We start from the raw sequence: 14,527 nt of genomic DNA on the forward strand, positions 1-14,527 counted from the left end.
TCAATTTACAAGTGGCATGTGCGGTAAGCGGGTAAGCTATTTTACTGGAATGAAATAAAATCGAGCTAGTTGAGGAACCCCTTTGGCGTTTTTCTAAATAATATATACGAATAACTTCTGGAAAGATGGTGGATATTGTGGCATTGAGAATTATAGTATTGGAACCCGACGAAGTGCTGCACCAGGTGGCGAAGGAAGTCAAAAAAATTACGCCGAATGTGCAAAAACTTTTGACCGATATGGCCGAAACGATGTACGAGGCAGAGGGCGTCGGCCTGGCTGCCCCGCAGATCGGGATTCTCAAACGGGTAATCGTCGTTGACGTCGGTGACGAAAACGGGCTGATCGAGCTGATCAATCCGGAAATCGTCTCCAAAGACGGTGAGCAATTCGGGCCGGAGGGCTGCCTGAGTATTCCGGGATACCGCGGAGATGTGCGCCGTGCGCAAACGGTGACCGTCAAAGGGTTGGATCGCAACGGAAATGAGGTTACATATACCGGATCCGATTTGCTCGCCAGGGCATTTCAGCATGAAATTGACCACTTGAACGGCGTGCTGTATACCGAGATTGCGGAACGCGTATATGAAATTCCCCCTGAGGAAGAAGAGAAGGAGTGATTTCTCCGTGAATATAGTTTTTATGGGAACTCCGGCATTTGCGGTGCCTTCCCTGGAGGCTTTACTGAAGGAAGGCTACCATGTCGTGGGAGTCGTAACCCAGCCGGACCGTCCACAAGGCCGGAAAAAAGTGCTCACCCCAACGCCGGTCAAGGAAGCTGCTTTGAAACATGATTTGCCGGTGCTGCAGCCGCAGCGCTTGCGCGCTCCGGAAGCGGTGGAAGAGCTGGCCGCGCTGAAGCCAGACTTAATCGTGACGGCAGCCTATGGCCAAATTTTGCCGAAAGCGGTTCTTGATCTGCCGAAATACGGATGCTTGAACGTGCACGGTTCCCTGCTGCCGAAATACCGCGGCGGGGCGCCGATTCAGCGTTCGATCATTAACGGGGAACAAGAAACCGGCATTACGCTGATGTATATGGCGGAAGGTCTGGATACGGGCGATATGATCGCCAAATCGGTCATTCCAATTGAAGATGAAGACACGGCAGGCACCATTTTTGAAAAATTAAGCGTCGCCGGAGCCGAGCTTCTTATTCAGGAACTTCCGTTCATTTTGGACGGAAAAGCGGAGCGGATTCCGCAGAATGATGCCGAGTCCTCCTACGCTCCCAATTTGTCCCGTGATGACGAACGGATCGATTGGAGCGCATCGTCACGGGATATTTTCAACCGGGTACGGGGACTCGTCCCTTTTTCGGGCGGATTTACGACTTGGGACGGAGAGGTGTTTAAGGTCTGGTCCGTCGCAAATCCTTCGCAAAGCGGGAAGGGAGCCTCATCCGGACAAGCTCCCGGCACGGTGCTGGATCTGTCTCCTGCGGGTATCGAGGTCAAAACGGGCGATGGCACGGTGCTGTTGACCCGCGTTCAGCCAGCGGGCAAAAAGGCCATGGATGCCTCCGAATTTATCCGCGGCGGCGTGATGAAAAAAGGAACGGTCCTGTTATGAGTGAAAAAAAAGATCACACGGAACGTTTTCAAGGAAAAGGCCGCAATACGGGAGGGAACTCCGGTTCCGTGACAGGCTCCAGTAGTTCTAGCGCCGGCAAAGGAACAGGCTCCGGGAGTGGAAAGTCAAAGCAGGCTAAGCCAACGGCACGGGATACGGCGCTACAGGTGCTGACGGCGGTAGAGCAGGAAGGTGCATACAGCAACCTGCTTTTGAACGGTGCGCTCCAAAAGTCCGGTTTGTCCGGTGCGGATGCCGGTCTTGCGACGGAGCTCGTATACGGGACGATCTCGCGCCTGAATACGATCGATTATTTTTTGGAGGCTTTCGTGGCCAAAGGGATGGCCAAGCTGCAGCCTTGGGTCCGCAACTTGCTGCGGCTTAGTTTTTATCAGTTGTATTATTTGGACCGGATTCCGCCGCACGCGGCGGTCAATGAAGCGGTTAATATTGCGAAACGCCGGGGACATCAAGGAATTTCGGGGATGGTAAACGGCGTGCTGAGAAATGTGCTGCGCCGCAAAGAGGAATTGACGTTACCGGAAAATATGCCGCCGGTAAAACGGATTGCGCTGGAACATTCCCATCCGGATTGGCTCGTTGCCCGCTGGGTGAAACAGTATGGAGAAGAAACCGCGGAGGCGATTTGCCGGGCGAACAATGAACCGCCTTCCGTCAGCGTTCGGGTCAACCGGTCCCGGAACAGCCGCGATGAAATGCTGCAGGCGATGAAAGGGCAGGATCTTGAAGCGGTTCCTTCGCCAATGTCGCAGGACGGCATTCTTGTATTAAGCGGCGGAAATATGGCGTTGACTCCGTGGTACCGGGAAGGTTTGATTTCCGTTCAGGATGAGAGCTCCATGCTGGTTGGTGAAGCGGTGAATCCGGAACCCGGCATGACCGTGCTCGATTGCTGCGCGGCTCCCGGCGGGAAAACCTGCCATGTCGCAGAGTTGATGGGCGGCCGCGGCGAGGTTGTGGCCAATGATATTCATCCCCACAAAGCGAAGCTGATCGAAGATCACGCGAAGCGGCTGGGTCTGGGCAATATCCGCACCTTGTCAGGGGATGCGACAAAGCTAACGGAGGTGTTTGCTCCGGCAACTTTTGACAGGGTGCTGCTTGACGCACCTTGCTCGGGACTCGGCGTTATCCGCCGTAAACCGGATTTAAAATGGGCCAAGACACCGGAAGATATCGCGGAAATCTCTGCGGTACAACGTGAATTGCTGGATACCGTAAGCGGATTGCTCAAGCCGGGCGGGGTGCTTGTTTACAGCACTTGCACGATTGAGAAGGCGGAGAACAGTGAGATGGTTCGCTGGTTTTTGGACCGCCATCCGGAATTCAAACTGGCCGAAGATGAGCCGGAAAGCTGGAGGAATCTTGATGAGGCTAAAGGCCGGGAATCGATCGGGCTGCAAATTTTGCCGCAGGACGCTCATTCGGACGGTTTTTACATCGCACGGCTTGTGAAGCAAGCCTAAGAATAGCTTTTAAATAACGGTTTGAGATACAGCCATTTACGAATTGTATTTAATGGTATATACTGGAATCGGTGAAGCACACCTTTATTTTCGTTAAGCGACGATAAAGGTGTGTTTTTTATTGTTTAAATTTCCTTATATTATCAAAATAGTAATAGAAAAGGAGGTAAAAGTGATGTGATTCACGAATGAGTAGGTATTTAGGACATTTTAAGGAGAGGAAGATTTTTTCATGAAAAAAATGCTGGGATTATTACTTTGCCTTATAGTTTGCGTTGCTTCATTCCAATCAGGACCAGTTGCACGAGCGGCGTCCCCAGATAGGGTTATCGGCAGTCCTAAGCTTGCAGTCTTGGTAGATGGTCGAAAAGTAAAATTTCAGGGGGGCGACCCCGTATCGGAAAATGGGCGCGTACAAGTGCCGCTCCGGGGAATTGGCGAAGCGCTCGGGGCAGAAGTGGATTTCAGTGGAAATACGGTGACTTATACGAAGGAGGCTAAGTCGATTGTCCTGACGCTTGGAAGCAAAGTAGCCGTGGTCGATGGCAACAGCGTAACGATGGATGCCGCTGCTAAAGCGGTAAAAGGACGTACCTACGTTCCACTTCGGTTTGTGAGCGAAAACCTTGGAGAACCGGTGAGCTGGGATCAAGTTGGCAATTGGGTTTGGATCGGGTCGAAGGAGGTGCCGACTTTAGAGGAGGCGGGAATAAAACCACAAGAAATTGAAAGTTTCAAAGACCTGATCGATCCAGTAGCTGGGCTTTATGAAGGAAGAAAAGATGCGTATGTATTTTCATATGATCAACTGCCGTTAAAAATCTGTGATCGGATTCTGTATGACATATGGGAAGTTAAACAAGCAGGAAACGATGGGATTCGAATTAGATATTCATCGGGAAAGACTGCAATCTACTATCTATCGGAGAATATTACAGGCGCGCGTGTTCGGTATGATGTTGAAGGTATGCGGATAAAAAATGCAGACGGATCAATTACTTTAACATACCATGTGGATTCAAGAAGAGATGGTGATTTAATTAAAGATAAAAATTATGAAAATTTTACAATTGATGAAGCCATTTATTTGGGGTTTGTTATATCTTTTGAATCGTTATTCTTCTTGAAAGATCCATTGAAATAAAAAGGAGTACTTAATAATGCGGAAGTTAAAAACTCCGATAAGCTTAATAATTTCGTGCACATTATTATTTTCTAGTATATCTTTTATTTTTATGTCTAATTCGGTATATGCCGCGGGGAGTTTACAAACAACTCAGGATAAAAACAATCCGAATATTTATTACTTTGTTGGGAATTTTAGCCATGATATTTGGAGGAAATCTAACGGTGAGTGGACTTCGGATGGATCTCCTGACACAAGAAAGTCGATGGATTGGAATTATTCATTTGAATTCCCCGGGAGAAAAATCAAAAATGTTGATGTTAGAGCGTTCGACGAAAATGAAAACTTAGCAATTGCTAATATAGGACTAGGATTAACGGGAGCAACACAGGTTTATGAAAATTCGAGATATGGAGAAACTTGGTCGGATAATTTTCTGTTTGTTAGTAAGGATTATACGTCAATAGTTGGGCCAATCAGTGGTAAAAGTACTAGTAAGGTAAGCTTTACAGTTTATACTAATGGATTATTGACCGCACATATAAGTCATAAAGACATAACCGAAGAAGGCGGCGGTGGTTTATCCGACGGCGTAGAAGGACGGCGCTATTTCTTTCCAAACTTACTAATTATCGAACTAGAGCCCGAAACAACTCAAGAAGGCAAAGCCATCATCAAACATTTTACGACCAGTGGACAATCGCTGGATGGTGTTGACGGGTTTAAAGATTACCAGGAAAAACTAGAAGTGGATGAGCCATATAATTTTAAAGCAACTCCGGGGACGGCCAAGTACAAGTATGAATATTACCGAAAGAGTACTCAAAGGGACCCGTCGGGAACAAATCCGCTTTATGGCGAGCCTATGTCGTTTACTTATGACGGAAGTTTTCCGATTTATTATCTTAATCTCTATTACAGCAATGGAGGCGGAAACACCGATCCGCCGACGGGGGGATGTACAGAACCGAGCCCGAGTGGACAAGTCAGGGAAGCTCCGTTGACTTCTCCCGACGTAAGCGCCGTAATCCGAGCCGATTCTCGGGGCAATGAACGCTTTGACGTCCTCGACGGAATACCCACAACGGAAAGCTTGTACGGAAATGTTTTGGCGAATAGCTATCTGTCCAAAAATAAATTCGTGCAAATGAGCGGGAAATGTACATATGAAGTCACTGTAAACCGAGAGTACGAGTTGAAATGGGATCCTGGAAAAAAGGTGCCCAAACCGGATGGTACCGGTGAAATGGATGCGCCTGATCCGCAAACTGCAACGGAGACGCTGACAAAATCATATACGATTGAACGGCCTTATTCCTTCTGGGTGATTGAAAATCTTGAGGTCTATAAGATCGATCAGGCGAAATTGTGGAATTATGCGTTTAATGGCGGCGGCATTACGATCATGCCAAGCGGATATTCGCCGCCGAGTTTTTCTTCTTCAGAGTCAAATGAGTACATACCGCCTGATGTTCCAGACTCTGTGGATGCTCCTAAAGGAAGCAAGACGGGAGGAAAGGAGAAGCCGGATATTTCGAACGAAAATCTGGAGTCTTATGCACAGCAGGCCGTTGAAAAAGTCAAAGTTAAAAACGATACGCTCACTTTTAACGGTTCGACGATCATGAGCGGAGCTCAAACCAGTGAGACCGGACCCGCACCGGGTTCTATACCAATGCCGTCGCTAATTCATCAAAATGTTCTTTATAGCCCCGGAAATATGATTCCTGTCAGTAAGACGAATAAGGGGAGCCAAAGCAGCAGCGGGACGATTTATTACGGTCTAATGAACGGAAATATTCATGGCGGGGCGGATGTGAATTATCCGATCTATGGAATTAATCCGGTGACGGTTCATACACCGGTGGTCATGTATCCGGATGTGTCGGACGATGCGCAGCACAATCAGAAAACGGTGCCGGCCGCCGGACGGTCCGCCGTTATTCTGGATCGGCCGTTTACGGTTTACATCCCGAATAGCGGCCAGCATGCCGATTACAAGGGATACGGTTATAACAGTTATGAAAAATACATAGGCAGCAAGCAGGTTCGTTTTCCTTTTGATGTGTACGATGGGAACAAGGTGACGTTTCATCCGAAGAACACCTGGATTGAAGTCGATAAAGCCATAGAGTCTTTCTCGTACTTTCTTCCGGTATGGGTGGATGAGGGGTTCTATGAGGTGGAGTTTCGCACGATAGCGCATAATGCGCCGGACGGAGCGAGCCAGCAGAACCAGGCAAATTTGGATCTTGCGCATCATATTGCCTACGATAAGGTTCCGGTCGATGTTATCGGGCGGGTGTATGATTTCCGGATTACGGATATCGCCGACTATAACTGGGAGACGGTGTTTCGTACTTCGGTCGGCTCTTCGGTCCCTACGGGAGCGTTTTATTGGGTTGGATTAGACGGGATAGATGGCGCACCTCGTGGAAATATCTCGAGATTCACGCTGCCGATCACTCCCGGCAGTCATCCGGTATATAACAACGCGGTTATCAAGACCGGGTACCATTTCAAGTTTGACTTAAAGACGAAGGGGAATATGTTCGGGCTGGAAGACCGCATCACGATTACGCCTTCGTTTTATTTTGTCAGCGCCAAAGACGGTACACGGAGGGCGGTGGATCTTTATTATCACGCCGGTGACCGCAGCTACGTGAAAATCGGATCGCAGGGAGATAAAGTTCAGCGTTATGTGATTCTGAACGAGCGGCTGCGCAATGTGCCTACGGAGGAGTTGACCGATACGGCCTTGTATAAGTACGACCATGATTTCACATTTGATCAAGTCGCCGGGATCGGACGTGCGCAATATGTACAGAACTACATTTCAAAAATAACCCTGCAAAAAACACCGATTGGCAGGTTAAGCCTGCTAGAGCTGAATCAGCGTATCCGCACCTTGATCGGGCCGAAAAGCGGGATACCGACCGGAGTAGATCCCGCAAGAGTCAATGCCGCCGTGCAGAAATGGTACGGGGAGTACAGTCTGCCCGCCGACCTTTATGCGGTGAGCGTTGGGACGAATGTGGCTGAATATGGCCGAACTCACAATGGACTGAGCAATCAATCGCCGATTTTTTTAAAAGATGGGTATATTGTAGTTAATTTCAATATTGAGACTGTCCGCAACGGAGATGTCGCACATCCCTATTTGCAGTATATTCATGGACCATTGATGAATCAGTGGAATCAGCTCGAAGGATTTGTCCGCCGGGTGAGTGATCCCTATGGCCGTACTTTTGTGCTTATGGACGGAGACGTAGTGTTTTATGAAGCCGCCGGTTCAAGCCGGGATGACTTTCGTTCCATGGTTACGCATTAACGATCTTATCAGTGAGTTGATTTTGAGTTAGAAGCCTCGCGGAAGAGGCCGGAATGCGCTGAAACAAGAGCGTGAGCCGGTCTTTTTTCGTACGGAAATGCGTATTTGGAGCCGCCGACCTGCCCCAGTCTTTAGTGTAATCGCGTTTTATGCTAAAATAGGAAGAATGAATGGAGAAATACAGATAAATTTAAACGAATAGGTGTGTGAAAATGAAACCCTTTATATATGATTTTAGTTTGGAAGAACTGCAACAATGGGCCGTTGAACAAGGTGAACCGGCATTTCGGGGGGGCCAGATTTTTGACTGGCTGTACGTTAAACGGGTTAATTTCTTTGAGGAAATGACGAACCTGTCCAAAAGTATGCGGCAAAAGCTGGACGAGCAGTTTGCGTTTGTAACCCTGAACGAAATTACGAAGTATGAATCCAAAGACGGCACCGTGAAGTTCCTGTTCGGGCTGCATGATGAGCATGCGATCGAGACGGTGATTATGAAGCATAACTACGGCAACAGCATTTGCGTGACGACTCAGGTCGGCTGCAAGGTCGGTTGCACGTTTTGCGCCTCCACTTTGGGAGGTCTCAAACGGAATTTGACGGCGGGTGAAATCGTCGCCCAGGTCGTCCAGGCCCAGAAGATTCTCGATACCCGCGGCGAACGGGTAAGCAGCATCGTTATTATGGGGACCGGCGAACCGTTTGAGAATTATGAAGCCACGATGAAATTTTTGCGGATTATGATCCATGAAAAGGGCTTGAACATCGGACAACGGCATATTACTGTATCAACGAGCGGGATCGTCCCGAACATTTACAAATTCGCCGATGAGGACACGCAGATCAATTTGGCCATTTCGATTCATGCGCCGAACGATGCGTTAAGATCCAAGCTCATGCCGGTAAACCGGCGGTTTCCTTTTGACGATGTGATGGAGTCTTTACGGTATTACATCGCCAAAACAGGCCGGAGAATCACTTTCGAATATGCGCTGATCGGCGGGGTGAACGACCGTCCCGAGCACGCCGAAGAACTGGCCGATGTACTGAAAAGTATGCTCTGCCACGTCAACCTGATTCCGGTCAATCATGTACCGGAGCGCAAGTATGTCAGAACATCCAGAAATGACATCTTTCAATTTCAACGGATTTTGGCGGAAAAAGGGGTCAACGTTACTATCCGCCGGGAGCAAGGCCATGATATTGCTGCGGCCTGTGGACAATTGCGGGCGAAGCACATGGAGTCTGGTACGAGGTGATCGAATTTGATAAAGACGGTTTATGTAAGTGATGTTGGGCGTGTCCGCTCGGTAAATGAGGACAGTTCCTGGGTTGCCCGATTGGAGCAAGGCTATACGCTGGCCATTGTCGCTGACGGCATGGGCGGCCACCAGGCCGGAGACACCGCGAGCCGGTTGGCTGTGGAGACGATCGTGCGGGATCTGCATGATCTCCCTCCGGGCCTTACCGCCGAGGCTTGCGGCGAAAAGCTGAAACAGGCTATTCTGCATGCCAATGATGTCGTTTACCGCGAAGCTTCGGAACATGAAGAGTATCACAACATGGGAACGACAGTGGTAGCTGTACTGCTTGGTGATCAGGAAGGCATGATCGGCCACATCGGCGATAGCCGGGTCTACAAATTCGGCCGTGGCGAGATGGTCCAATTGACAGAGGACCATTCTTTGGTCAATGAGCTGCTCAAAAGCAAGCAGATCAGCGAACAGGAAGCCATCGTGCATCCGCACCGCAACGTAGTTACCCGGGCTCTGGGTACGGATCCGCAAGTCGTTGTCGACTTGTATCCCGTTTCTTTGGAGCCGGGGGAAATATTGCTGCTGTGCAGCGACGGGCTTAGCAATTATGTAACGTTGGAACAGATGACCCAAACGCTAAGCTCGGAGGCTCTCGAGTTGAATGACCGGGCCGACCGTTTGCTTCGGCTTGCCTTGTTAGCCGGGGGCGACGACAATATTACCGTCGCATTACTGGAGCATTGCGGAGAAGACGGGTCTAGCGTAAAGGAGTGGAATTCATGATCGGACACGAATTAGGCGGTCGTTACCAGGTTATCGAGCGAATCGGCGGAGGCGGAATGGCGCTTGTATACAGAGCACAAGACATCCTTTTAAACCGATTCGTAGCTATTAAAGTGCTACGACAGCAATTTGTGAATGACGAGGAGTTTATCCGCCGTTTTCGCCGGGAAGCGCAGTCGGCAGCCTCATTGTCTCATCCTAATATCGTAAGCGTGTATGATGTCGGCCAGGAAGAAGACATTCATTATATTGTCATGGAATATATCGAAGGCCAGAATTTGAACGAAATCATTAAGGAGCGCGCACCATTGCAGGTGGAGGAGTCGATCCGGATCGCCTCGCAAATCGCCGACGCGCTGGATCATGCCCATCAAAATCAGATCATTCACCGTGATATTAAACCTCATAATATTTTAATAGGACGCAACGGACGGGTAAAAGTAACGGATTTCGGTATCGCCCGGGCGGTAACCTCGGCCACGATTACCCAGACGGGTTCGGTTGTAGGCTCGGTCCACTATTTCTCGCCGGAGCACGCCAAGGGCGTAACGACCGGGGAGAAGTCGGATTTGTACTCCCTGGGGATCGTGCTTTACCAAATGCTGACGGGACAACTGCCTTTCCTTGGCGAAAGCCCGATCAGCGTGGCGCTTAAACATTTGCAAGAACATTTTGAGGAGCCGCGGATGGTGAATCCGATGATTCCTCAAAGCGTAGAAAATATTATTTTGAAGTCCATGCGGAAAAATCCCGCCGAACGCTATCAATCGGCCAAGGAAATGCTGCGGGATCTGGAAACCTGCCTTCTGCCGGAAAGACGGCTGGAATCGAAATTGTCTTTTGTCGATGAAGATGATGAAGACAGTACCCGGATCGTTCCGGCGATCAAGCCTCAAGGCAAGGCTGCGGCAGGCGGATCAAAGCTATCGCGGGATGCCCAGGTTCCCGATGATGGAAAGACGGCCCAAAAGTCGTCGGGAAAAGGCAAAGCCGCTCTTTGGATCAGCCTTACGGTGGTCGTGCTGCTGGCTATGCTGGGCGTTGCCTGGTACGTTAACAAGATGGTTACCGTACCCGAAACGAAGGTTCCGAGCGTGCTCAATCTCTCGGAGCAAGAGGCGACCACGAAGCTCACCGAGCTCGGCTTGGTAGTCGGGAACGTCGCGCGGGTGTATAAGGAAGGCGTCAACGAGGGTATCGTTTACGAACAAAGCAAGCCGGAAGGGACGACGGTCAAAGAGGGAGCAACGATCGACTTTACTGTCAGTACCGCCAAGGAGCTCCCTCAGATGATTTCATTGTCCGGTATGACTTACGAGGATGCGGTAGAACAGCTCGTTCAGCATGGGATTGACGAGGACCGGATCAGGAAGACCGAGGACTTCAGCGATGAAGAAATCGGTAAAGTCATCGGGCAAAGCCCCGATGCCAATGCGGAATATGATCCTGCTATGGTGGATGTAGTCTTGAAAGTCAGCAAGGGCCCGGACAGCGTGGAGATGCCGGATCTGGTCGGAAAGACGCTGGATGAAGCCAAAGCGATGCTTGAGGCAGCAGGTATTCCAATCGCCAAGGATGGGATTCAGGAAAAATCAAGCTTCGAAAAGAAAGCCGGCGAAGTTATGGAACAATGGCCGTTCGCACCGAACGATAAAGTACCGGCCGATTCCGAAGGGGTTAGATTGACCGTAAGTTCCGGCTATCCGCCGGAGGCGCTTCAGTTCACGTATGAAATCCCCGTCACTCCTGCCGTCGAAGGCGAAAAGAGCAAGATTCAGCTTACGTACGGGGATGCGCGCGGCGAAAACCTGGATTGGGGCACCAAAACGATCGGCAAACCGCAGTATTTATCGGTCGATCTGATTCTGGCTCCCAACAAGAACGGTTATGTTTCCGTATTGCGCGACGGCGTGCTTATAGAGACGTATCCGGTATCGTACATCGATGCCAAACAGGGAACCGTTCCCGAACTGTCGCTTCCTGAAGAAGAACAGCAGGACGAGGACGTAATGAATTCGAATGAGGAAGAGAATATTCCCGATACGGGCATGATTAATACCGGTTCTCTGGCTAATGCGGAAAAAGCTAGCGGAAAAGGGAACGGTAAAGGAAACAAAGGCAAAGGAAACAATAACCATTAAGGCAGACATACACGAAAGCGAGGCCAAGTAAGTATGCCTGAAGGCTTGATTGTTAAAGCATTAAGCGGATATTACTATGTGAAACCCGACGCAGCGGCATCTGGGGAAACGGTCCAGTGCCGCGGGCGCGGCATTTTCAAGAAAAAGGGCCTGACTCCGTTGGTGGGCGATCGTGTTATATTTACGCCCACCGAAAACGGAGAGGGAACGGTCGAGGAAATTTTGCCGCGGGATACCGAGCTTATTCGTCCGCCGGTAGCAAATGCGAAGCTTGCCGTTTTGCTTTTTTCATTAAAGGAACCGGATTTGAACCTCCAACTGCTGGATAAATTTCTGGTTCATATCGAGCAAGCTGGGCTACGCACTCTAATCTGTCTGACCAAGGAAGATTTGCTGGATGAGGATGAAAGTGACCGGGACGGGGATCTGACCGGTCAGATTAAGGAATTGTATGAAAAAATCGGATATGAAGTGGTCGTAACCAGTTCCCGGACCGGGACCGGAACCGAGGAAGTCAAATCCCGTCTGGCCGGGGAGATTAGCGTCTTCTCCGGTCAATCCGGCGTAGGTAAATCCTCCCTGCTTAACGCCATGCTTCCCGGCTTGACTCTTGAAACGAGCGAAATCAGCATGAAACTTGGCCGGGGCCGCCATACGACCCGTCATGTCGAACTGATTGAATTGGAAAACGGCGGATATGTAGCTGATACGCCGGGGTTTAGTCAGCTTGATTTTCTGGAGCTGGGCGTAGAGGAACTGTCCGCTTGTTTTATAGAATTCCGCCAGTTTGCCGAGGAATGCAAATTCCGCGGCTGCAGCCATCTCCATGAGCCGGGTTGTAAAGTAAGACAGGCGGTGGAAGACGGTGCCATTGCATCGGGTCGTTATGAGCATTACGTGCAGTTCCACGAAGAGATGAAAGAGAAAAAACGGAGGTATTAGCATCATGTCGAATATCTATATCGCACCTTCTATTTTATCTGCGGATTTTGCCAAGCTCGGTGAGGAAGTGGCAGATGTGGAACGCGGTGGAGCCGATTGGCTTCACGTGGACGTCATGGACGGACATTTCGTTCCGAACTTGACCTTCGGACCGCTGGTGATGGGGGCGATCGCCCCGCTGACCAAGCTGCCGCTTGACGTGCACCTGATGATCGAGAAGCCGGAGGAGTATGTGCCTGCCTTCGCCCAGGCTGGAGCGCATGTCATAACCGTGCACGCCGAAGCCTGCGTGCATTTGCACCGCGTTATCCATTTGATCAAGGAGCATGGTGTCAAAGCCGGCGTTGCCATTAATCCGGCTACCCCGGTATCGGCGATCCGTGAAGTCGTCGAGGATTTGGATCTGGTGCTCGTCATGACCGTGAATCCCGGCTTCGGCGGACAAGCTTTTATTCCCGGGACGCTGCGTAAAATTCGCGAGTTGAGTAAATGGAAGACCGAACTTGGCCTGGATCATTTACGCATCGAGGTTGACGGCGGGATTGCCGCTGCCACCGCGCCGCTCGTGGTTGAAGCCGGCGCCGATGTGCTGGTGGCGGGGAACGCCGTATTCGGCCGCCCCGACCGGAGCGCCGCCATTGCCGAAATCAGGGCCAGCCTATAGCACTTTCACGGCAATGAGCTTATTTCTGCTCTTGTCCGTTGGCATAGGGAATCATCGCTTCGCATAGAATGGGTTACATGAGCAGGGTTCTCATGTAGCCTTTTTTTTGTAGTGGAAATACACGGGTAAAGGGCTCGGAACATAGAATATGGGTGAAGGCATGAGAATGATGGGGAGGGTGAACGATGAAATTTTACACATTCAAGCTGCCTAAATTTCTGGGAGGATTCGTTAAGGCCGTATTGAACACGTTCCACAAAAACTAGATCGGACGGACGCCAGGCCAAGTAAGACCCGGAACGAAATGGAAGCACCAAAAAAGCACCTCTATTAGAAAAGGTGCTTTTTGTCTATATGCTTATTTGAGTCTTATACACGGGTCAGTTTACCGGATTTCAAAGCCCGAGTGCTGACGTATACGCGTTTTGGTTTACCGTCAACCAAGATCCGAACTTTTTGCACGTTTACGCCCCAAGAACGGCGGTTGCGATTGTTAGCATGGGAAACATGGTTACCGCTGCTAGGCTTTTTACCTGTTACATAACATTTGCGAGACATTCATTACACCTCCTGTTCCAATACACCTGTCTTGAAAATAACAGCTTATTAGCAAGTTCACAGTTATTGTTCAAGCCGGCCATAAATGCCGGTCGATTTCCCGGCCTGATACTTAAGGACAGGGAAAACCGCATAAAACAATACTTAAATATAATATCATAGTAAAAAAAGCCCCGTCAACCGATCGTCAAACATTATTTCTGTCAGCATGCCCATCTTTTATTTATTTCTCTTTATTCTTATAGTACAATATTGTTTAGTCCATAATAATTTCAAGGGAGGAGTGAGTGCAGGCGTGGCTATACAATTGGATACCGAATATGGACACATCGATATCTCGGAAGAAGCGATAGCGGTTATCGCCGGATCGGCCGCCATGGAATGTTATGGACTGGTGGGAATGGCAAGCCGAAAGCAGTTTAAAGACGGCATCGCCGAATTGCTTGGGCGCGAAAATCTGGCCCGGGGTGTTGAAGTGAACCTTGATAATAACCGATTGGCAATTTATCTTTATATTATAGTCAGTTATGGCACGAAAATTTCCGAGGTCGCACACAACATACAGCAAAAAGTAAAATACGTGTTAAGTGAAGTCGTTGGACTCGATGTCGCCGAGGTTGGCGTCGTGGTTCAAGGCGTACGTGTATCAAGCTAGGAAGGGGAATTC

General features: G+C 49.7%; 13 protein-coding genes. 12 read left to right on the top strand and 1 reads right to left on the bottom strand.

What is annotated here, in order from left to right; genetic code table 11:
* Positions 1-137 precede the first annotated feature (137 nt).
* From def to spoVM, 11 genes are all read left to right on the top strand, one after another.
* Complete coding sequence (def, locus tag ACLB09_RS02530; RefSeq protein ID WP_410768175.1) at positions 138-620, top strand: peptide deformylase; 483 nt, start codon at positions 138-140, stop codon at positions 618-620.
* A 7-nt stretch (positions 621-627) separates the two neighbouring features.
* Positions 628-1,572 carry a methionyl-tRNA formyltransferase gene (fmt, locus tag ACLB09_RS02535; protein WP_410768176.1) on the top strand — a complete coding sequence of 315 codons (945 nt, stop codon included), beginning with the start codon at positions 628-630 and terminating at the stop codon, positions 1,570-1,572.
* 68 nt (positions 1,573-1,640) lie between these two features.
* Positions 1,641-3,059 (top strand): 16S rRNA (cytosine(967)-C(5))-methyltransferase RsmB, encoded by a 1,419-nt coding sequence (gene rsmB / locus ACLB09_RS02540; RefSeq protein ID WP_410768982.1) that lies wholly within the window; start codon positions 1,641-1,643, stop codon positions 3,057-3,059.
* 232 nt (positions 3,060-3,291) lie between these two features.
* Positions 3,292-4,203: a copper amine oxidase N-terminal domain-containing protein gene (locus tag ACLB09_RS02545; RefSeq protein WP_410768177.1), complete on the top strand. Its 912-nt coding sequence runs from the start codon at positions 3,292-3,294 to the stop codon at positions 4,201-4,203.
* A 511-nt stretch (positions 4,204-4,714) separates the two neighbouring features.
* The gene (locus tag ACLB09_RS02550; RefSeq protein ID WP_410768178.1) at positions 4,715-7,516 is read left to right on the top strand and encodes a DUF5704 domain-containing protein; all 2,802 of its coding nucleotides are present in this window, start codon (positions 4,715-4,717) and stop codon (positions 7,514-7,516) included.
* Between the two features lie 212 nt (positions 7,517-7,728).
* The gene (gene rlmN, locus ACLB09_RS02555; protein ID WP_410768180.1) at positions 7,729-8,775 is read left to right on the top strand and encodes a dual-specificity RNA methyltransferase RlmN; all 1,047 of its coding nucleotides are present in this window, start codon (positions 7,729-7,731) and stop codon (positions 8,773-8,775) included.
* A gap of 6 nt (positions 8,776-8,781) precedes the next feature.
* The gene (locus ACLB09_RS02560; protein ID WP_410768181.1) at positions 8,782-9,555 is read left to right on the top strand and encodes a Stp1/IreP family PP2C-type Ser/Thr phosphatase; all 774 of its coding nucleotides are present in this window, start codon (positions 8,782-8,784) and stop codon (positions 9,553-9,555) included.
* Positions 9,552-11,696, top strand: coding sequence for a Stk1 family PASTA domain-containing Ser/Thr kinase (pknB, locus tag ACLB09_RS02565; protein WP_410768182.1), 2,145 nt, complete (start codon positions 9,552-9,554; stop codon positions 11,694-11,696). The genes ACLB09_RS02560 and pknB overlap by 4 nt, the downstream gene beginning before the upstream one ends.
* A 33-nt stretch (positions 11,697-11,729) precedes the next feature.
* Positions 11,730-12,638 carry a ribosome small subunit-dependent GTPase A gene (gene rsgA / locus ACLB09_RS02570; protein WP_410768183.1) on the top strand — a complete coding sequence of 303 codons (909 nt, stop codon included), beginning with the start codon at positions 11,730-11,732 and terminating at the stop codon, positions 12,636-12,638.
* Positions 12,639-12,642: 4 nt separating this feature from the next.
* Complete coding sequence (gene rpe / locus ACLB09_RS02575) at positions 12,643-13,302, top strand: ribulose-phosphate 3-epimerase (protein WP_410768184.1); 660 nt, start codon at positions 12,643-12,645, stop codon at positions 13,300-13,302.
* A 185-nt stretch (positions 13,303-13,487) separates the two neighbouring features.
* Complete coding sequence (spoVM, locus tag ACLB09_RS02580) at positions 13,488-13,568, top strand: stage V sporulation protein SpoVM (protein ID WP_036621610.1); 81 nt, start codon at positions 13,488-13,490, stop codon at positions 13,566-13,568.
* Positions 13,569-13,671: 103 nt separating this feature from the next.
* Here the strand turns inward: spoVM and rpmB are convergent, their stop codons facing one another.
* Positions 13,672-13,860 (bottom strand): 50S ribosomal protein L28, encoded by a 189-nt coding sequence (rpmB, locus tag ACLB09_RS02585; RefSeq protein WP_068781907.1) that lies wholly within the window; start codon positions 13,858-13,860, stop codon positions 13,672-13,674.
* Between the two features lie 295 nt (positions 13,861-14,155).
* Between rpmB and ACLB09_RS02590 the strand changes: the two genes are divergently transcribed.
* Positions 14,156-14,515, top strand: coding sequence for an Asp23/Gls24 family envelope stress response protein (locus tag ACLB09_RS02590; protein WP_410768185.1), 360 nt, complete (start codon positions 14,156-14,158; stop codon positions 14,513-14,515).
* Positions 14,516-14,527 lie beyond the last annotated feature (12 nt).

It is taken from the genome of Fontibacillus forbon, assembly GCF_046559655.1.
Taxonomy (GTDB): Bacteria; Bacillota; Bacilli; order Paenibacillales; family Paenibacillaceae; genus Fontibacillus.